The 18,295-nt window shown below is 74.5% G+C and carries 18 protein-coding genes and 1 tRNA gene; 13 read left to right on the forward strand and 6 right to left on the reverse strand.

Annotation, left to right across the window (positions count from 1 at the left end; genetic code table 11):
* Positions 1 to 30 precede the first annotated feature (30 nt).
* Genes ACFY3U_RS02260 through ACFY3U_RS02270 form a run of 3 tightly spaced genes read left to right on the forward strand, consistent with a single transcriptional unit; the run spans position 31 to position 2,361 of the window.
* Positions 31 to 555 (forward strand): MauE/DoxX family redox-associated membrane protein, encoded by a 525-nt coding sequence (locus ACFY3U_RS02260; protein ID WP_387193442.1) that lies wholly within the window; start codon positions 31 to 33, stop codon positions 553 to 555.
* Positions 548 to 1,264, forward strand: coding sequence for a DsbA family protein (locus ACFY3U_RS02265; RefSeq protein ID WP_387193445.1), 717 nt, complete (start codon positions 548 to 550; stop codon positions 1,262 to 1,264). The genes ACFY3U_RS02260 and ACFY3U_RS02265 overlap by 8 nt, the downstream gene beginning before the upstream one ends.
* Entirely contained in the window at positions 1,261 to 2,361 is a 1,101-nt protein-coding gene (locus ACFY3U_RS02270; RefSeq protein WP_387193448.1) for a hypothetical protein, read from the forward strand. The genes ACFY3U_RS02265 and ACFY3U_RS02270 overlap by 4 nt, the downstream gene beginning before the upstream one ends.
* Before the next feature lie 205 nt (positions 2,362 to 2,566).
* On the opposite strand, the gene ACFY3U_RS02275 is transcribed toward ACFY3U_RS02270, so the two are convergent.
* Genes ACFY3U_RS02275 through ACFY3U_RS02290 form a run of 4 tightly spaced genes read right to left on the reverse strand, consistent with a single transcriptional unit; the run spans position 2,567 to position 5,287 of the window.
* Complete coding sequence (locus ACFY3U_RS02275) at positions 2,567 to 3,337, reverse strand: energy-coupling factor ABC transporter ATP-binding protein (RefSeq protein WP_387193450.1); 771 nt, start codon at positions 3,335 to 3,337, stop codon at positions 2,567 to 2,569.
* Entirely contained in the window at positions 3,334 to 4,104 is a 771-nt protein-coding gene (gene cbiQ, locus ACFY3U_RS02280; protein ID WP_387193453.1) for a cobalt ECF transporter T component CbiQ, read from the reverse strand. The genes ACFY3U_RS02275 and cbiQ overlap by 4 nt, the downstream gene beginning before the upstream one ends.
* 17 nt (positions 4,105 to 4,121) lie before the next feature.
* Entirely contained in the window at positions 4,122 to 4,574 is a 453-nt protein-coding gene (locus ACFY3U_RS02285) for a PDGLE domain-containing protein (protein WP_387193456.1), read from the reverse strand.
* Positions 4,571 to 5,287, reverse strand: a complete 717-nt coding sequence (locus ACFY3U_RS02290) for an energy-coupling factor ABC transporter permease (protein WP_387193459.1) — start codon at positions 5,285 to 5,287, stop codon at positions 4,571 to 4,573. The genes ACFY3U_RS02285 and ACFY3U_RS02290 overlap by 4 nt, the downstream gene beginning before the upstream one ends.
* Before the next feature lie 147 nt (positions 5,288 to 5,434).
* On the opposite strand from ACFY3U_RS02290, the gene bcp reads away from it, so the two are divergent.
* From bcp to ACFY3U_RS02310, 4 genes are all read left to right on the forward strand, one after another.
* Positions 5,435 to 5,911 (forward strand): thioredoxin-dependent thiol peroxidase, encoded by a 477-nt coding sequence (gene bcp, locus ACFY3U_RS02295; protein WP_387193462.1) that lies wholly within the window; start codon positions 5,435 to 5,437, stop codon positions 5,909 to 5,911.
* A 922-nt stretch (positions 5,912 to 6,833) separates the two neighbouring features.
* Positions 6,834 to 6,920 (forward strand) — tRNA-Leu (locus ACFY3U_RS02300).
* 149 nt (positions 6,921 to 7,069) lie between these two features.
* Positions 7,070 to 7,336 carry a type II toxin-antitoxin system Phd/YefM family antitoxin gene (locus ACFY3U_RS02305; RefSeq protein WP_387193464.1) on the forward strand — a complete coding sequence of 89 codons (267 nt, stop codon included), beginning with the start codon at positions 7,070 to 7,072 and terminating at the stop codon, positions 7,334 to 7,336.
* A gap of 89 nt (positions 7,337 to 7,425) precedes the next feature.
* Positions 7,426 to 7,953 (forward strand): GNAT family N-acetyltransferase, encoded by a 528-nt coding sequence (locus ACFY3U_RS02310; protein WP_387193466.1) that lies wholly within the window; start codon positions 7,426 to 7,428, stop codon positions 7,951 to 7,953.
* Positions 7,954 to 8,083: 130 nt separating this feature from the next.
* On the opposite strand, the gene ACFY3U_RS02315 is transcribed toward ACFY3U_RS02310, so the two are convergent.
* Positions 8,084 to 9,112: an expansin EXLX1 family cellulose-binding protein gene (locus tag ACFY3U_RS02315; RefSeq protein WP_387193468.1), complete on the reverse strand. Its 1,029-nt coding sequence runs from the start codon at positions 9,110 to 9,112 to the stop codon at positions 8,084 to 8,086.
* A 137-nt stretch (positions 9,113 to 9,249) separates the two neighbouring features.
* A complete protein-coding gene (locus ACFY3U_RS02320) occupies positions 9,250 to 10,083 on the reverse strand; it encodes an O-methyltransferase (RefSeq protein WP_387193471.1) in 834 nt (277 codons plus the stop codon).
* Positions 10,084 to 10,175: 92 nt separating this feature from the next.
* On the opposite strand from ACFY3U_RS02320, the gene ACFY3U_RS02325 reads away from it, so the two are divergent.
* The 6 genes from ACFY3U_RS02325 to hutH are packed head-to-tail and all read left to right on the forward strand — an operon-like array spanning position 10,176 to position 18,035.
* Entirely contained in the window at positions 10,176 to 11,024 is an 849-nt protein-coding gene (locus tag ACFY3U_RS02325; protein ID WP_387193474.1) for a MurR/RpiR family transcriptional regulator, read from the forward strand.
* Positions 11,025 to 11,055: 31 nt separating this feature from the next.
* Positions 11,056 to 12,741, forward strand: a complete 1,686-nt coding sequence (gene hutU / locus ACFY3U_RS02330) for a urocanate hydratase (RefSeq protein WP_387193477.1) — start codon at positions 11,056 to 11,058, stop codon at positions 12,739 to 12,741.
* On the forward strand, positions 12,738 to 13,928 hold the full coding sequence (locus ACFY3U_RS02335) for an allantoate amidohydrolase (RefSeq protein ID WP_387193480.1): 1,191 nt from the start codon (positions 12,738 to 12,740) through the stop codon (positions 13,926 to 13,928). The genes hutU and ACFY3U_RS02335 overlap by 4 nt, the downstream gene beginning before the upstream one ends.
* The gene (locus tag ACFY3U_RS02340) at positions 13,925 to 15,274 is read left to right on the forward strand and encodes a formimidoylglutamate deiminase (RefSeq protein WP_387194128.1); all 1,350 of its coding nucleotides are present in this window, start codon (positions 13,925 to 13,927) and stop codon (positions 15,272 to 15,274) included. The genes ACFY3U_RS02335 and ACFY3U_RS02340 overlap by 4 nt, the downstream gene beginning before the upstream one ends.
* Positions 15,271 to 16,509, forward strand: coding sequence for an imidazolonepropionase (gene hutI / locus ACFY3U_RS02345; RefSeq protein ID WP_387193485.1), 1,239 nt, complete (start codon positions 15,271 to 15,273; stop codon positions 16,507 to 16,509). Before ACFY3U_RS02340 ends, hutI begins: the two co-directional genes overlap by 4 nt.
* Positions 16,497 to 18,035, forward strand: coding sequence for a histidine ammonia-lyase (gene hutH / locus ACFY3U_RS02350; protein WP_387193488.1), 1,539 nt, complete (start codon positions 16,497 to 16,499; stop codon positions 18,033 to 18,035). The genes hutI and hutH overlap by 13 nt, the downstream gene beginning before the upstream one ends.
* The last annotated feature ends 260 nt before the right edge of the window (positions 18,036 to 18,295 follow it).

The raw sequence follows: 18,295 nt of genomic DNA on the forward strand, positions 1-18,295 counted from the left end.
GTGGAACCATCCGGCCGCGCGGAACGACAAATGATCGTGACCGCAGAGCGCACCCGGGCCGGTCGCCGGCCCACCATCCGCCCCTGGCTCGGCGTCGCCGTCCGGCTCGGGCTGGCCGCCGTCTGGCTGATCGCCGGCGCCGCCAAGGTCGGTGACCTGGCCGCCTCCGGCCGGGCCGTCAACGCGTACCAGGTGCTGCCGTACGACGCGGCCACCGCGATCGGCGCGGCGCTGCCCTTCGTGGAGCTGGCCCTCGGGGTGCTCCTGCTGCTCGGCCTGGCCACCCGGCTGGCCGCCGGCGTCTCCGCGGGCCTGCTGGTGGTCTTCATCGCCGGCATCGCCTCGGCGTGGGCCCGCGGCCTGGCCATCGACTGCGGCTGCTTCGGCAGCGGCGGGCAGCTCGCCGCCGGGCAGGCCCCGAGCTACCTCCCGGAGATCCTCCGGGACCTGGGATTCCTGGCGCTGGCCGGATTCCTGCTGATCTGGCCCCGCACGCCCGTCTCGGTGGACGGCTGGCTCGCGGGCGACCCACCGGTGGAGGACGAGGATGAGTAGTCGCAAGGGACGCAACGAGGCCGCCCGGGTGGTGCGTGAGCAGCTCGCCCGGGAGCAGCGCCGCAAGCGGACCCTCTGGACGTCGATCGCCGCGGTGGCCGTGCTGGTGATCGCCGGCCTGATCGGCTGGAGCGTCTACTCCAGCCAGAAGTCGGACAGCTTCACCACCCCGCCGGGCGCGAACGATGCCGGCACCGGCATCGTGCTCGGCTCCGGCCCGGTCACCATCGACCTGTACGAGGACTACCTCTGCCCGGTGTGCAAGCAGTTCCAGGCCACCACCGGCCCGACGATCAACCAGCTGGTCGCCGACGGCAAGGCCAAGGTGGTCTACCACCCGGTGGCGTACCTGAACCGCTTCTCCACCACCGAGTACTCCACCCGCGCGTCGGCCGCGTCCGGCTGCGCCGCGGCGGGCGGCAAGTTCAAGGAGTTCACCGACGCGCTCTTCGCCAAGCAGCCGGCCGAGGGCAGCGCCGGGCTGAGCAACGACGAGCTGATCCAGATCGGCGCCGGGGCGGGCCTGAACTCGGGCGACTTCAGCTCCTGCGTCAACGACGGGACGTACAAGTCGTGGACCGAGCACGTGACCGACGACGCCAGCAAGTCCGGCGTCACCGGCACGCCGACGGTCAAGGTCAACGGCACGAACGTCGAGGACCGCACCCCCGCCGGGATCACCGCCGCGGTGGAGGCGGCCGGCAAGTGACCGCCACCCCCCTGCGGCGCGCCGGGCTGGTCCTGGCCGCCGCGATCGCCGCCCTGCTCACCCTCGCCGTCCCGGCGTACGCGCACGGCGCCGACGCGCCCGACGGCACCGACTACCGGGTCGAGGTCACCGGCGTCACCCCGGCCCGGCCGGACCTGACGGTACGGGTGGTCGAGGCGGGCGCCCGGCTGGAGCTGGTCAACGCGAGCGGGCGGGACGTCGAGGTGATCGGCTACTCCGGTGAGCCGTACCTGCGGGTCGGGCCGGCGGGCACGTTCGAGAACGCCCGCTCCCCCGCCACGTACCTGAACCGGACCCTGGCCGGCGAGACCGTGCTGCCGGCCGAGGCCGACCCGGCGGCGCCGCCGCAGTGGCGACGGGTCTCCGGCGACCACCGGGTGCGCTGGCACGACCAGCGGATCCAGTGGCGCGAGCCCGGGCCGCCGGCCCAGGCCGTCGCCGACCCCACCCGGGAGCACCGGGTCCGCGACTGGGCCGTCGGAGTACGCGACGACGCCGGCCCGGCGGAGATCCGCGGCACCCTGGACTGGGTGCCGCCGCCCGACGCGTACCCGTGGTGGGTGGCGGCCACGCTCGGCGCGCTGGTGATCGGCGCGGCGGGCCTGCTGCCGGCCGGTACGCCCGCCGGGCGCTGGGCGCTGCCCGCGGCCGGCGCGCTGCTGGCGCTCGGCGGGGCGGGCGCGGTGGCGTTCGTCGTCGGCCGCGAGCTGGACGCCGGCGCCGAGGGGCTCGGCACGCTGCTCGTCGGGCTGCTCACCGCGCAGATCTGGACGCTGCTCACCGGCCTGGGGGCGCTCGCCGCCGGCGGATACGCGCTGGCCCGCCGCCCGGCCGCCGACTTCGCGCTGGCGCTGGCCGGGGCCTGTCTGGCGCTCTTCGCCGGCATCGCCAACGCCGGCGCGCTGACCCGCGCGGTCGCCCCGGTCCCCTGGCCCCCCGCGACCGCCCGCATGCTGGTCACCCTGGCGATCGCCACCGGCGCCGGCGCCCTGACAGCCGGCCTCCTGCACCTGCACGCCACCTCCCGCGCCACCCGCCCCACCCCCCGAACCCCCACCCCGTCCCCCACCCCCTGACCGCGCCCCGCGCTACTTCCTGGATGTAGTGGCCTCCCCGCGAGCGCGATGCCACTACCTCCAGGATCGAGCGTGATCTTGGGCGGCGCGCCGGGCCGCGCCGACGATCATGGAGTTGTGGCTGCGCGCAAAGGGGGCGAAAGGCGCTTTTTAGGAGCCACGACTCCATGATCGACGCGATGGGGCGGGGCGCGGGGCGGGGCTGTTAGGGGGTGTAGCCGTGGGGGAGTTCGAGGCGGTGGGCGGCCAGGAGGGGGGCGTCGGACAGGAGGGTGCGGGTGGGGGCGTCGGCGACGATGCGGCCGGCGTCCAGGATCACCGCGCGGTCGCAGAGCTCCGCCGCGTACGGCAGATCGTGGGTGACCATCAGCAGGGTCACCGGCAGGCCGCGGAGGATCTCCGCCAGCTCCCGCCGGGCGGCCGGGTCCAGGTTGGACGACGGCTCGTCGAGCACCAGGATCTCCGGCCGCATGGCCAGCACGGTGGCCACCGCCACCCGGCGGCGCTGCCCGAAGGAGAGGTGGTGCGGCGCCCGGTCACGGTGCTCGCTCATGCCGACCGCGGCCAACGCCTCGTCCACCCGCTCGGCCAGCTTCACGCCGCGCAGCCCCAGGTTGGCCGGGCCGAACGCGACGTCCTCGGCCACCGTGGGCAGGAACAGCTGGTCGTCCGGGTCCTGGAAGACGATGCCGACCCGGCGGCGGATCTCGGCCAGCTCGGCCCGGTCCTTCGTCACGGTCATCCCGCCGACGGCGACCGTGCCCTCGGTGGGGGTGAGAATGCCGTTGAGGTGCAGCACGAGGGTGGTCTTGCCGGCGCCGTTCGGGCCGAGCAGCGCCACCCGCTCGCCGCGCGGCACGGTCAGGTCGACCCCGTGCAGGGCGACGTGACCGTCCGGGTACGCGTACCGGACGCCGCGGACGTCCAGGGAAACCGTGGTCTGCACGGCCTCGATACTGCCAGCCTGGCCGATCATGTCAGGACGGCGGCGGTCGCGGCGATGCCCACCGCGACCAGCGGCACCGCCGCACCGGCCGCCCACTGCCCGGCGGTGGCCGCGCCCGCGCCCTGCCAGACGGCCGGCATCCTGCCCGTGTAGCCGCGGGAGAGCATCGCCAGGTACACCCGCTCGCCGCGCTCGAAGGCGCGCAGGAACAGCGCGCCCACGCCGGCGGCGAAGCCGCGCAGCTGCCACAGGAACCGCGGGTCGTCGCCGCGGGACACCCGGGCCACCCGCATCCGCCGGGCCTCGCCGACCAGCACCTCCAGGTAGCGCAGCATGAAGGTGGCGATCTGGGTGAGGATCTGTGGGCAGCGCAGCCGGTCCAGGCCGAGGATCAGGTCCCGGGTCGTGGTGGTCGCGGCCAGCAACAGCGACGCGAGTACGCCCAGCGTGCCCTTGGCGATGATGTTCCAGGCGCCGTGCAGGCCGTCCACCGAGAGGCTCAGCCCGGCCACCTCGGTGCGCTCCCCCGCCCCGAGGAACGGCAGCGCCACCGCGAAGAGCAGGAACGGCAGCTCGATCGACGCCCGGGTGAGCAGCCAGCGCGGGCCGACCCGGGCCAGCGCGGCGACCAGCGCGACCAGCGCGGCGTACCCGCCGAAGGCCCAGAACGCCTCCCGGGGGGTGGCCACCACGGCCAGGGTGAACAGCACCATCGCGGCGATCTTCACCTCCGGCGCGAGGCGGTGCACCGGCGAGGTCGACTCCCGGTAGAGAACGTGCGCGTGCCCCGCACCCATGCCCGCGTACCCCCGGGTCAGCCGGCGCGACCGACGGCGCGCCGGTCCCCGTCGGCGGTCTCGGTGGTATCGGCGCCGGGGTCGGTTCCGGTGCCGGCGTCGGGCCCGGAGCTGGTGTCGGCGTCGCGGTCGGCGGGGTTGCGGCGGCGCAGCAGCCAGAAGGCGCCGCCGCCGATGGCGAAGGTCAGCAGCACGCCGAGCACGCCGGACAGGCCGGTGGAGAGGAACGCGTTGTCCACGCCGCGGATGCCGTAGTCGGCCAGCGGGCTGCCGGCCAACTCGTGGCCCTTGGACCGCTGCGCCGGGCAGGAGCCGCCGGTGATGGTGTCGTTCGCGTCGACCGTGCAGCCCTTGAGCAGCGACGAGTCCAGCCCGTCGGGGTGCGACGAGGCGTAGTTGCTGACCACCCCGGCCAGCAGCAGCGCGACCAGCAGGCCGGCCGCCACGAACCCCCAGGGACGCTTGCTCACCGGGCACCTCCGACGGCCGGGACGGCAGCCGGCGCGGCCGGCTTCAGGTTGCGCAGGGCGTACACCAGGTCGGGGCGCACCTTGGCGACGGTGACCACGGTGGTCGCGGTGATCAGGCCCTCGCCGATGCCGATCAGCAGGTGCACGCCGGCCATCGTGCCGGCCAGGCCGGCCAGGTTGCCGCCCAGGTCGGTGGTGCCGCCCAGCCAGTACTCCAGCACGAAGCCCTGGCTGGCGACCACCACGCTGACCAGCGCGGAGACGAACGCGGTGACGCCCAGCCCGGCCGGGGTGCGGGGCAGCACCCGCAGCAGCGCCGCGATCAGCAGGTACGCCGCGGCGGTGCCGAGCAGCGCCATGTTGGTGACGTTCAGCCCGAGCATGGCCACGCCGCCGTCGCCGAAGACCAGCGCCTGCACGATCAGCACCACCGAGACGCAGAGCGCACCGACCCACGGGCCGACCAGCAGCGCGGCCAGCGCGCCGCCGAGCAGGTGCCCGCTGACGCCGGCCGTGAAGATCGGAAAGTTGAGCATCTGCACGGCGAAGATGAACGCGGCGACCAGGCCGGCCATCGGCGCGAGCCGGTCGTCCAGGTCGCGGCGGCCGCGCAGCACGCAGAAGGTGAGCGCGGCGAGGGCGAGGGCCGCGAAGACCCCCGCCACGGGACCGTCGATGATCCCGTTCGAGATGTGCATCGCCAGGGTGTCCACGCCGGCAGCCTATTGGCCGTACCTCGTTGTTGCCAAGTGTTGGCAACAAGCCATGTCCTTGATCACCGCGGCCGGGCCGGACAGCGGGTGCGGAGCGCGCGGCGCGGGTCGTCCGGCGGCGCCCACGGCGGCGGTAGGGTGTCCGCCATGACCGCGCCCGACCGCCTGGCCCCCGGCGACCCCGCCCCCGACTTCACCCTGCCGACCGACACCGGCGAGACGCTCGCCCTGGCCGACCTGCGTGGCCGCCGGGTCATCCTGTACGCCTACCCCGCCGCGATGACGCCGGGCTGCACCAAGCAGGCCTGCGACTTCCGCGACTCGCTCGCCTCGCTGCAGGCGGCGGGCTACGAGGTGGTCGGCATCTCCCCCGACAAGCCGGCGAAGCTGGCGAAGTTCCGCGAGCGCGACGCGATCACCTTCCCGCTGGTCGCCGACGTCGACAAGGCGGTGCTCACCGCGTACGGCGCGTACGGCGAGAAGCAGATGTACGGCAAGACCGTCACCGGGGTGATCCGGTCGACGTTCGTGATCGACCCGGACGGGAAGGTCGAGCACGCGTTCTACAACGTCAAGGCCACCGGGCACGTCGCCAAGCTCCGCCGCGACCTCGGCCTCGACTGAGACTGTCACACCCCGCCGCTACCGTGCGGACATGGTTCGTTACCGATACACGCCAGATGCGCTGGCCGCAGCGGCTGCGGTGTCATCGTCCGTCACCGGAGTGATGCGGCTTCTAGGTGTTCGCGTCAGCGGCGGCTCGCACGCGCACATCAGCCGGCAGTTGAAGCGGTTCGGCATCGACACGTCACACTTCAAGGGCAACGCCCACAACCGGGGATGCTCGGTGCCACGTCATGGGCCGTCCGAGATGCTGGTTAGACGGCCAGCCGGTGCGCTACGGACTCCGGGTGCTCGCCTGAAGCGGGCGCTTGCTCACTTGAACGTTCCGGAGGAGTGCGAGGAGTGCGGCGTCGGACCGCGGTGGCGCGGCAGACCACTCGTCCTGCACGTCGATCACATCAACGGTGACTTCCTTGACAACCGGCCACCGAACCTCCGTCTGCTATGCCCGAACTGCCACAGCCAGACGGCTACCTATGCGGGGCGAAAGAGTGGGACAAACTCCTCGCAGGAGCCCTTGCCCTCGGGAGTCCAACACCGGGAACCAGTCGCTTCGGTAGCGGTGGAGGAAGTTGTGGAGTTGGTTCGGCGGGTAGGCACCGGTGAGCTGACGACGGTTGAGGTAGGACGCCGGATTGGACGAAGCCGAGATGCCGTCCGGAGGATGAGCCGTCGTCTAGAGGCGACGGGAAGCGTCGAGCCGAACCCCCGCGGACGCGATCGCCCCGTGAGCGGGCAGTTCCGGAAGGTCGTCATTCAACTGGCCCTCTCCCATCCTGACTTCGGTTCTCGAAGGATCGCCCACGCCGTATCGGAGGCGGTGGGTGGGACACGAGTGATCAGTCATCTGACGGTGCTGACGATCCTCAAGGAGGCGGGGCTCGCCACCGCCGAAGCCCGACGCTCTAAACTCAACGGGTCGGCGGGAGTGGCGTAAGCGGCAGGCGCGATAGGTTTAGGTCCTATTGTCCGAAAGGACGTGGGGGTTCGAATCCCCTCTCCCGCACCAGGAAGCGCCGTCACAAGAGTCGCGTTCGGCGGCGCTTACTTCCGCATCGCGGCCGAAGCACACCCTCGGCTCCTTCATGACCGCCCTGAGCCCAGCCGGCCTGATGTGCAGTTCTCTGTACTTGTTCAGGAGGTTCCATCGTGCGGACCGTGAACTACACCCAGCTTCGGCAGAACCTGGGCGTCGAGCTCGGCCGCGTCATCAGCGACGCGGAGGAAGTGGTGGTGACCCGGTCGGGCCACGAGCCGGTGGTGATCGTGCCGCTCGCCGAGTACGAGTCGATGAAGGAGACCGAGTACCTCCTGCGCAGTCCGAGCAACGCCGTCGCGCTGCGCCGATCGATCGCCGAGCTCGAGCACGGCGACGCGGCAGAGCGCGACCTGATCGGCCCCTCGACCGGCGGCGGATCGGGCTGAAGCCATCTCCACCGACCTCTCGCTTAGGCGGCGGTGACGGAGGCCTCAACCGTTGGACGCCAGCCCCACGCCTCACCAAGGATGCGGGCGTGAGCCTGCACTTCGTCCTGGACCCCGATCTCACCCCCGAGCTGCGCGAACGCGTCGTCGACCTGTGGGTGGAGGCGACCAACGCGGGCGGGGCCGTCGGCTTCACCGCCCCGGTCACCGCCGCCGAGGTCCGCCCGTTCGCCGCGCGTACCCTCGCCGCCGTCAGCGACGGGCCCGACCGCCTGCTGGTCGGGTACGACGGTGACCGCCCGGTCGGCATGCTGATCTTCGCCGACACCCGGTTCGACCTGGCGCGGCACTGGGGCACCCTGATCCGGGTCATGGTGCACCCGGACACCCAGGGTCGCGGGTACGGCCTGGCCCTGATGCGGGAGGCCGTGCGCCGCGCGCCCGAGTTGGGCTGGCAGGCCGTGCAGGTGACGGTGCGCGGCGGGCTCGGGCTGGAGACGTTCTACGCCAGGCTCGGCTTCCGCGAGGTGGGCCGCCGCCCCGGCGCGATCCGGGTCGCCCCCGACGACGACCGCGACGAGATCATCATGTGGCTCGACCTACCCCCGACGACCTGACCGCCAGACCCGCCCGAGTCGCGTTCATGATCGTCTACGGCTGACCGACTCGACACGCCGCGGCGGGACCGCTCAGCCGTAGACGATCATCGTCGAGCCGCCCGGACACGCCGCTCAAGATCCGGCACGGTCAGCTCGCGGCGCCGCAGCCGGTCGCGCGTACCTCGTTCGCGGCGGGTGGCGGGACCGCGGCGTCCACCAGGGACGGCACGGCGGCCGGCGGCGGGCTCGGCGTCGTGGCGCGCGGCGACGGGGTGGCCGACCGGCTCGGTTTCGGCGAGGGCGTGGCGGACGACCGGGTCGGACGAGGGGTCGGCGTGCCCACCGAGCCACTACCGCCGTACATCCGGGCCGTGCCGCGCTGCGTCTCCCCCGGCGCCAGCCGTACGCCGGTGGCGGTGACCCGGTGGCCGTTCACGTCGGTGACCCGGATCGCGTACGGCCCGGGGCCGGCACCCGAGTCGATCAGCCAGTAGTTGTAGTCCTGCCGGACGGCGGACCGGAACGCGCCGGAGCCGCGTGGGAGCACCCCGACCGAGCGCAGCGGGTTGCCGTGCTCGCCGACCAGCACGGCGAACCACCACTGCGAGGAGCCCTCCTTGATCCGGAAGGTGAGCGGGCCGGCCAGCTTCGGGTCGACCACCGCACGCCAGGTGACGCCGACGACGCCCCGCACCGGGTCGGCGATTCGGGCGAACGCCTCGGCCGACAGGTCGAGGTGTCCCGGCTCGCACTCGGGGCACTGGTCCATGACCAGCACCCGGACCGTCCCCTTCGGACCGGTGACGTCCAGGTACCCGCCGCAGGCGGCGCCCGCCGCGTACTCGCTGGGGCCGAGCGCCACGTAGAGCCGGTTGGCCGGCGCGGACGGGTAGGAGCAGTTGCCGCCGGCGCCCTTCGAGTCGTAGAAGGTCGCCTGCCCCTGGTGGCTGACCCCACCGACCGGCGGCGCGGCCAGGGCCGGCGCCCCGGCCACCGGCGGCGCGGCGCGGCCCACCGGTGCGGCGCAGGCGGGTGCGGCACCGGCGCGCAGGGCCAGGGTGAGCCCGAGCACCGCGGCGAGCGCGGCCACCGCGCCGGCGGCGAGCCAGCGGGTACGGGGCGTCCGTGGGGCGCGGCGGCGACCGGCGGTGGAGCGCGGGGCGGGGGCGTCGGTCACGCCGGTCGATGCTGCCGGATCACCGCACCGCCGGGCAAGCGAGCTAAGACAGCCCTAATCCTGCGACCGCCCCGGCCGCCCGGGAAGACGCCCACGGAGCGCGGGCGACGAGGCTCACCGGGCGACGGCGGCGAGCCTCACCAGGCGACGCCGATGCCGTCGCCCGGGTACCAGTGGCCGGCGGGGGCCTCCCGGTAGGCGAGGAACCGTCGGCCGGTGCGCTCGGCGTGCTGGGGCAGCACGTCGCTGTAGGCGACGTTGTCGCTGAGCAGCAGGGCGCCGGGCGCGAGCTTCGGTTCGACGGCGTCGAACTCGCGCTTCTCGTGGGCGCGGCTGTGGTCGCTGTCGTGCAGGAACAGGTCGACCGGGCGGTCCAGCGCGGTGATCGAGGCGATCGAGTCGCCGATCACCAGATCGACCACGTCGGACCAGGGCGCGCTACGGGCCAGGTAACCGGCCTCGGGGTTGATGTCCAGCGAAGTGAGCCGACCGGGGTGCCCCTCGGCGACGTTGCGCAGCAGGGCGGCGGCGAGCACGCAGCTGCCCAGGCCCTTGTCCACCCCGGTCTCCACGACGTGGGCCGGCTTCCTCGCCCGGACGATGGCGTACCAGCCGATCCGGCGGGCGTAGCGGACCCGCCGGTCGGCGAGGCGGCGGCGGTCGGAGGCGGCGGTGGCCCGCTCGATGTGCGCCCGCAGGTCGGTGTCCGCCTCGATCTCGGCGAAGTACGCCCGGACCTGCTTGACCGGTACGTCGCACGCCACGGCGACGAACCAGCCGAGGTGCTCGCGGTTCAGCCTGGTCAGGTCGTACGTGTAGTTGTGGTGCTCGCGGGAGGTGACCAGCCAGCGGGCGGAGGCGCGCAGCACCCGTCCGTCGTGCCGGGCGACGGAGGCGAGCCGCTTGGGGAAGGCGGCGACCGGCGCCAACGGGGTACGGGCGATCGCTCGGCGCAGCTTGATGGCGTCCACGGGAGGGTTTTACCAGGCAGAGGTAACGGCTTGCTGAGTATCGGCCACCCCCGGGCTTGCTCGGTGAAAGTTTTCATGCATAGAGTCTCGGCATGAATGGCGGAGTCGACGCGGGCCACACCGACCCGCTGCTCGACCTGTTCCACGGGGTGCGGCTCACCCCCACCCAGCGCCGGATCGCGCACTGCCTGGTGCAGCACGCGGCCACCGCGGCGTACCTGTCCGCCGCCGAGGTGGCCGAGCTGGCCGGGGTCAGCCAGCCGTCGGTCACCCGGTTCGCCGTCGCGCTCGGCCACGACGGGTACCCGGCCCTGCGCCGCCGGCTGCGCGAGCTGACCGGGGGCGGTGGCGCGCCGGCCGACACCGGCAACGAGCTGCAGCGGGCGGTCCGCGCCGAGATGGGGAACCTCGACCGGCTGGCCGACCAGCTCGCGGACCGCAAGAAGGTCGCCCAGGTCGGCAAGCTGCTGGCGGCCAGCCGTCCGCTGCCGGTACTGGGCCTGCGTGCCGCCGCCCCGCTGGCGGCGTACTTCGCCTACTTCGCCGCCAAGGTGCACCCTGACGTCCGGGTGCTGGACGACGGTGGCAGCCTGCTCACCGACCGGCTGGAACAGGCCGCCGCGGCGGGCGCCACGGCGCTGCTCGCGTTCGTGCTCCCCCGGTACCCAAGGGAGACCCTGGACGCGATGCGCGAGGCCCAGGACGCCGGCCTCGTCGTCGTGGCGATCACCGACTCGCCGGTCAGCCCCGCCGCCGAGTGCGCCGACCGGGTGCTGCCCGCCGCGGTCGGCACCGACCTCGTCTTCGACCTGCACACCGCCCCGATGACCCTGGCCATGGTGATCCTCCAGGCGATCTGCGACGCCTCACCGGCGCAGACGCAGGCCCGCCTGGAGGCGTTCGAGTCGTCCGCCGCCCGCCGCCAGTTGTTCCTCGGCTGACCAGTCGTCGCCCGGCTGAGAGGAGTACGCCATGCACGAGCCCGTCCGCGCCGCACGCGGCACCACCCGTACCGCGAAGGGGTGGCCGCAGGAGGCCGCGCTGCGGATGCTGATGAACAACCTGGACCCGGAGGTGGCCGAGCGCCCCGACGACCTGGTGGTCTACGGCGGCACCGGCAGGGCCGCCCGGGACTGGCCGTCGTACCACGCTTTGGTGCGGACGCTCACCGAGCTGCGCGACGACGAGACGATGCTGGTGCAGTCCGGCCGCCCGGTCGGGGTCATGCGCACGCACGAGTGGGCGCCCCGGGTGCTGCTGGCCAACTCCAACCTGGTCGGTGACTGGGCCACCTGGCCCGAGTTCCGCCGGTTGGAGTCGCTGGGCCTGACCATGTACGGCCAGATGACCGCCGGTTCCTGGATCTACATCGGCACCCAGGGCATCCTGCAGGGCACCTACGAGACCTTCGCCGCGGTCGCGGCCAAGATCGCCGGCGCCCGCGGCGACGGGCAGCAATCCAGCGGCGGCTCGCTCGCCGGCACGCTGACGCTGACCGCCGGCTGCGGCGGGATGGGCGGGGCGCAGCCGCTCGCGGTCACCATGAACGGCGGCGCCTGCCTGATCGTGGACGTGGACCGCACCCGGCTGGACCGCCGGGTGCGCGACCGCTACCTGGACGAGGTGGCCGACTCGCTGGACGACGCCGTCGACCGGGTGCTCGCCGCGAAGCGGGACCGCCGGGCGCTCAGCGTCGGCGTGGTCGGCAACGCGGCCGTGGTCTTCCCCGAGCTGCTGGTGCGCGGCGTCGAGATCGACGTCGTCACCGACCAGACCAGCGCGCACGACCCGCTGTCGTACCTGCCGGTCGGGGTGGAGCTGGCCGACGCCCGGGACTACGCGGCTGCGAAGCCGGCCGAGTACACCGACCGGGCCCGCGCCTCGATGGCCCGGCACGTGGCCGCGATGGTCGGCTTCCTCGACGCGGGCGCCGAGGTCTTCGACTACGGCAACTCGATCCGCGGCGAGGCGAAGCTCGGCGGGTACCAGCGGGCCTTCGACTTCCCCGGGTTCGTGCCGGCGTACATCCGGCCGCTGTTCTGCGAGGGGAAGGGGCCATTCCGCTGGGCGGCGCTCTCCGGGGATCCGAAGGACATCGCGGCCACCGACAAGGCGATCCTCGACCTGTTCCCGGAGAACGAGTCGCTGGCCCGGTGGATGCGGATGGCCGGCGAGCGGGTCGCCTTCCAGGGCCTGCCGGCGCGGATCTGCTGGCTGGGCTACGGCGAGCGGGACCGGGCGGGCGTGCGGTTCAACGAGATGGTCGCCTCCGGTGAGCTCTCCGCGCCGGTGGTGATCGGCCGGGACCACCTGGACTGCGGCAGCGTGGCCAGCCCGTACCGGGAGACCGAGGCGATGGCCGACGGCTCCGACGCGATCGCCGACTGGCCGCTGCTCAACGCGCTGGTCAACACCGCCAGCGGCGCCAGCTGGGTGTCCATCCACCACGGCGGCGGGGTGGGCATCGGCCGGTCCATCCACGCCGGGCAGGTCTGCGTGGCCGACGGCAGCGCGCTGGCCGGGCAGAAGATCGAGCGGGTGCTCACCAACGACCCGGCGATGGGCGTGATCCGACACGTGGACGCCGGCTACGACGACGCCCGCGAGGTCGCCGAACGCACCGGCGTCCGGGTCCCGATGACCGAGGGCACCCCGTGAGCGCGCGGTTCCGGGCGCTCTGGGACGAGCTGGCCCCGGTCGGCCGGGACGCCGACAGCGGCGGCTACCTGCGGTACGCGCTCACCGAGCCCGAGCTGGCCCTGCGCGCCTGGTTCCGGCGGCAGGCCGACGACCGGGGCATGCCGGTCACCGAGGACGGCAACGGCAACCTGTTCGCCTGGTGGGGCGACCCGGAGGCGGGCGACGCGGTGCTCACCGGCAGCCACTTCGACTCGGTGCCGCACGGTGGGGCGTACGACGGGCCATTGGGTGTGGTCGGCGGGTTCCTCGCGGTCGACGAGTTGCGCGCGGCGGGCGTCGCGCCGCACCGGCCGATCGCGGTGGCCGCGTTCGTGGAGGAGGAGGGCGCCCGGTTCGGCGTACCCTGCCTGGGGTCGCGGCTGCTCACCGGCGTGCTCGACGCGGACCGCGCGGCCGGGCTGCGCGACGCGGCCGGGGTGAGCTTCGCCGAGGCGCTGGGCGCGCCGCCGGCGGGCGCCCGGCCGGAGCTGCTCGGCCGCTTCGCGGCCTTCGTGGAGCTGCACGTCGAGCAGGGCCGCGCGCTGGTCGAGGCGGACGCCCCGGTCGCGGTGGCCAGCGCGATCTGGCCGCACGGCCGCTGGCGCTTCGACGTCACCGGCGAGGGCAACCACGCGGGTACGACCAGGATGGTCGACCGCCGCGACCCGATGCTGACGTACGCGTTCACCGTGCTCGCGGCGAACAAGGAGGCCCGGCTGCGCGGCGCGCACGCCACGATCGGCCGGGTGACGGTGGAGCCGAACGCCACCAACGCGATCCCGTCCCGGGTGACCGGCTGGCTGGACGCCCGGGCCGCCGACCAGGAGACCCTGGCCGCGACGGTGGACGCGGTGCACGCCAAGGCCGCCGAGCGGGCCCGGCGCGACGGCACCGGCCTGGCGGTCACCGAGGAGTCGGCGACCCCGCTGGTCGCCTTCGACACCGACCTGGGCCGGCGGCTGGCAAAGCTGCTGGGCGCGCCGGTGCTGCCCACCGGGGCCGGGCACGACGCCGGGGTGCTGGCCGGGTTCCTGCCCACCGCGATGCTGTTCGTCCGCAACCCGACCGGGGTGTCGCACTCGCCCGCCGAGTCCGCCACCGACGCCGACTGCGCCGCCGGGGTGACCGCGCTGGCCCGGGCGCTGGAGGAGCTGGCATGCCGCTGACCCGCTGGCTGGCCGAGTACGCCTGGCTGCCCGAGCACGCCGCACCCACCCCGGACGTGCTGATCGAGGCGCGGGACGGCCGGTTCACCGCGGTCACCCCGTTGACCGGGGGCGGGCCGTCGGCCGGGGTTGAGGTGCTGCGCGACGCCCAGCGGTTGCCGGGGCTGACCCTGCCCGGGCTGGCGAACACCCACTCGCACGCCTTCCACCGGGCGCTGCGCGGGCGCACCCACACCGGGCGGGGCGACTTCTGGAGCTGGCGCGACGGCATGTACGCGGTCGCCGACCGGCTCGACCCGGACAGCTACCTCGCGCTGGCCCGGGCCGCGTACGCGGAGATGGCCCTGGCGGGGATCACCTGCGTCGGCGAGTTCCACTACCTGCACCACGGCCCGGACGGCCGCCGGTACGACGAGGAGAACGCGATGTCCGCCGCGCTGGTCGAGGCGGCCGCGCACGCCGGGATCCGGCTCACCCTGCTGGACGCCTGCTACCTGACCGCGGGCGTGGACGGCGCGCCGCTGGCCGGGCCGCAGCGGCGGTTCGGCGACGGAGACGCGCTGCGCTGGGCCGAGCGGGTCGGCGCGTTCCGGCCGGAGGACGACCACGCGCTGGTCGGGGCGGCCATCCACTCGGTCCGCGCCGTGCCGGCCGACCAGCTGGCCACCGTCGCCGGGCTGGCCGACCGGGCCGGGGTGCCGCTGCACGTGCACCTGTCCGAGCAGCCGGCCGAGAACGACGCCTGCCGGGCCGCGCACGGGCGCACCCCGACCGGTCTGCTGGCCGAGCGCGGGGTGCTCGGCCGGCACGTCACCGCCGTGCACGCCACCCACCCGACCGGCGCCGACCTGAACCTGCTCGCCGAGCACCGGACCGGGGTGTGCCTCTGCCCGACCACCGAGCGGGACCTCGCCGACGGGATCGGGCCAGCCCGCCGGATGGCCGACGCGGGCATCCCGCTCAGTCTCGGCAGTGACAGCCACGCCGTGGTCGACCTCTTCGAGGAGGCCCGCGCGGTCGAGCTGGACGAGCGGCTGCGCACCCGCACCCGGGGCCACTTCACCCCGGCGGACCTGCTGGTCGCGGCCACCGGCGGCGGGCACACCGCGCTCGGCTGGGGTGACGCCGGCCGGCTCGCGGTGGGTGCCCGCGCCGACCTGGTCACCGTACGGCTGGACAGCCCCCGCACGGCAGGCGTACCCCCGGTCGGGGTGTTCTTCGCGGCGACCGCCGCCGACGTCGCCCAGGTGGTGGTGGACGGCCGGGTGGTGGTCGCCGCCGGCCGGCACCTCAGCGTGGACGTCCCGACCGAGCTGCGGGACTCGATCGCGGCGGTGACCTCGTGACGGCCGCCGAGCCGGCCGCGGGCGGTACGGGCAGCCTGCTGATCGACAACATCGGTGAGCTGGTCACCAACGACCACCGGGCGGGCGACCCGCTGGGCATCCGGCGCGACGCCGCCGTGCTGGTCGAGGACGGCGTGGTGGCCTGGGTCGGGTCGGCCCGGGACGCGCCGGCCGCCGACCGGCGGATCGACGCCGACGGCGCGGCGGTGCTGCCCGGCTTCGTGGACAGCCACGCCCACCTGGTCTTCGCCGGGGACCGGGCCGCCGAGTTCGCCGCCCGGATGGCCGGCGAGCCGTACACCGGCGGGGGCATCCGGACCACGGTCGCCGCCACCCGCGCCGCCGCCGACGACCACCTGCGCGCGACGGTACGGCGGCTGCGCGGCGAGGCGCTGCGGCAGGGCACCACCACCATGGAGATCAAGAGCGGGTACGGCCTCACCGTCGCCGACGAGGCCCGCTCGCTGCGGATCGCCGCCGAGGTCAGCGCGGAGACCACCTTCCTCGGCGCGCACGTGGTGCCGACCGAGTACGCCGACCGCCCCGACGAGTACGTTGAGCTGGTCCGCGGGCCGATGCTCGCCGCCGCCGCGCCTTACGCCCGGTGGATCGACGTGTTCTGCGAACGGGGCGCCTTCGACGCCGAGCAGGCCCGGGCGATCCTCACCGCCGGGCAGGCCGCCGGCCTGGGCGTCCGGCTGCACGCCAACCAGCTCGGCCCCGGGCCGGCGGTACGCCTCGGGGTGGAGCTGGGCGCGGCCAGCGTCGACCACTGCACCCACCTGTCCGACGCGGACGTGGACGCGCTCGCCTCCCGCCGCGTCGACGACACGGGCGCCGACGGCGGGCTCACCGGCACCGTCGCCACCCTGCTGCCGGGGGCGGAGTTCTCCACCCGGTCGCCGTACCCGGACGCCCGCCGGCTGCTCCACGCGGGGGTGACCGTGGCGCTGGCCACCGACTGCAACCCCGGGTCGTCGTACACGTCGTCGATGCCGTTCTGCGTCGCGCTGGCCGTACGCGAGATGCGGATGACCCCGGCGGAGGCGGTGTGGGCCGCGACCGCCGGTGGGGCGGCCGCGCTGCGCCGCACCGACGTCGGCCGGTTGGCGCGGGGCGCGCGGGCCGACCTGATCGTCCTGGACGCCCCGACCCACCTGCACCTGGCCTACCGGCCCGGGGTTCCGCTGATCAGCCAGGTCCTGCACAACGGAGTGCCGCAATGTCCACAGTGATCGTCCAGCCCACCGGGATCTCCCCCGCCGACGTGCTCGCCGTGGCGCGGGGCACCGCCAAGGTCGTCCTCGACCCCGCCACGCTCGACGCGATGGCCGCCAGCCGGTCCATCGTGGACGGCATCGAGGCCGCCGGCCGCCCGGTGTACGGCGTCTCCACCGGGTTCGGGGCGCTGGCCAACACCTTCGTCGCGCCCGAGCGGCGGGCCGAGCTGCAGCACGCGCTGATCCGCTCGCACGCCGCCGGGGTCGGCGCGCCGATGCCCCGCGAGGTGGTCCGGGCGATGATGCTGCTGCGGGTCCGCTCACTGGCGCTCGGCCGCTCCGGGGTCCGCCCGCTGGTCGCCCAGGCGCTGGTGGACCTGCTCAACCACGACCTCACCCCGTGGGTGCCGGAGCACGGGTCGCTCGGCGCCTCCGGCGACCTGGCGCCGCTGGCGCACTGCGCGCTGGCACTGCTCGGCGAGGGCTGGATGCTCGGTCCGGCCGGCGAGCGGATCGACGCCGCCGAGGCGCTGCGCGGAGCGGGGCTGGTCCCGATCGCACTGGCCGCCAAGGAGGGGTTGGCGCTGATCAACGGCACCGACGGGATGCTCGGCATGCTCCTGCTGGCCGTCGCCGACGCCCGGCACCTGTTCACCATGGCCGACGTGACCGCCGCGCTGGCGATCGAGGCGATGCTGGGCTCGGAGCGGCCGTTCCTGCCGGAGCTGCACGCCATCCGCCCGCACCCGGGCCAGGCCGCGTCGGCGGCGAACATCCACCGGCTGCTGCAGGACTCCCGGGTGATGGACTCGCACCGCGACGACCTGGCGCACGCCGTGCAGGACGCGTACTCGATGCGCTGCGCGCCGCAGGTCGCCGGGGCGGCCCGGGACACCCTGGACTTCGTCGAGACGGTGGCCGGTCGGGAGCTGCTGTCCGTGGTGGACAACCCGGTGGTGCTGCCGGACGGGCGGGTCGAGTCGACCGGCAACTTCCACGGCGCGCCGCTCGGCTTCGCCGCCGACTACCTGGCCATCGCCGCCGCCGAGGTGGGCGCGATCGCCGAACGCCGGGTGGACCGGCTGCTCGACGTGGCCCGCAACCGGGAGCTGCCGGCGTTCCTCTCCCCGGACGCCGGGGTCAACTCGGGGTTGATGATCGCCCAGTACACCGCGGCCGGCATCGTCGCGGAGAACCGCCGGCTCGCCGCGCCCGCCTCGGTGGACTCGCTGCCCACCAGCGGCATGCAGGAGGACCACGTCTCGATGGGCTGGGCGGCGACCAAGAAGCTCCGTACCGTGCTGGACAACCTGTCCAGCGTGCTCGCCGTGGAGCTGCTGGCCGGCGTACGCGGATTGCAGCTACGCGCCCCGCTGGAGCCGTCCCCGGCCGGCCGGGCCGCGGTGGCCGCCCTGGGCGCGGCAGCCGGCGAGCCGGGCCCCGACGTGTTCCTGGCCCCGGTGATGGAGGCGGCCCGGGACGCGCTGCGCGGGCCGGACCTGCGGGCCGCGATCGAGCGCGCGATCGGCCCGCTGACCTGACCGCGCCGCCGCACCGCGGGCGGCGGGTCACGGGCTACGGAGCTGCGGCCGTGGGCCGTGGGCCGCCGGCGGCGCGCGGCGCGCGGCCGACGACGTGCGGCCGACGACGTGCGGCCGGCGACGTGCGGCCGGCGACGTGCGGCCGGCGTACTGCGGTGGCGAGTGGTTGCCGCGGGGGCTGCCGGCCCGGAGGGGGCGGGGCGCATGCTCGCCGCAGCGCAGCGACCATCAGCCTGGTGACTCTCCGCAACGCGATGCGG

The sequence above is a fragment of the Micromonospora sp. NPDC000089 genome (genome assembly GCF_042899365.1).
Taxonomy (GTDB): domain Bacteria; phylum Actinomycetota; class Actinomycetes; order Mycobacteriales; family Micromonosporaceae; genus Micromonospora.

Bases quoted from the DNA above. Each gene is read 5' to 3' on its own strand.
- cbiQ (WP_387193453.1), bottom strand. From the start codon at position 4,104: ATGGGTGCGGGGCACGCGCACGTTCTCTACCGGGAGTCGACCTCGCCG.
- hutH (WP_387193488.1), top strand. From the start codon at position 16,497: ATGTCCACAGTGATCGTCCAGCCCACCGGGATCTCCCCCGCCGACGTG.
- ACFY3U_RS02275 (WP_387193450.1), bottom strand. From the start codon at position 3,337: ATGATCGGCCAGGCTGGCAGTATCGAGGCCGTGCAGACCACGGTTTCC.
- bcp (WP_387193462.1), top strand. From the start codon at position 5,435: ATGACCGCGCCCGACCGCCTGGCCCCCGGCGACCCCGCCCCCGACTTC.
- ACFY3U_RS02265 (WP_387193445.1), top strand. From the start codon at position 548: ATGAGTAGTCGCAAGGGACGCAACGAGGCCGCCCGGGTGGTGCGTGAG.
- ACFY3U_RS02260 (WP_387193442.1), top strand. From the start codon at position 31: ATGATCGTGACCGCAGAGCGCACCCGGGCCGGTCGCCGGCCCACCATC.
- ACFY3U_RS02325 (WP_387193474.1), top strand. From the start codon at position 10,176: ATGAATGGCGGAGTCGACGCGGGCCACACCGACCCGCTGCTCGACCTG.
- hutU (WP_387193477.1), top strand. From the start codon at position 11,056: ATGCACGAGCCCGTCCGCGCCGCACGCGGCACCACCCGTACCGCGAAG.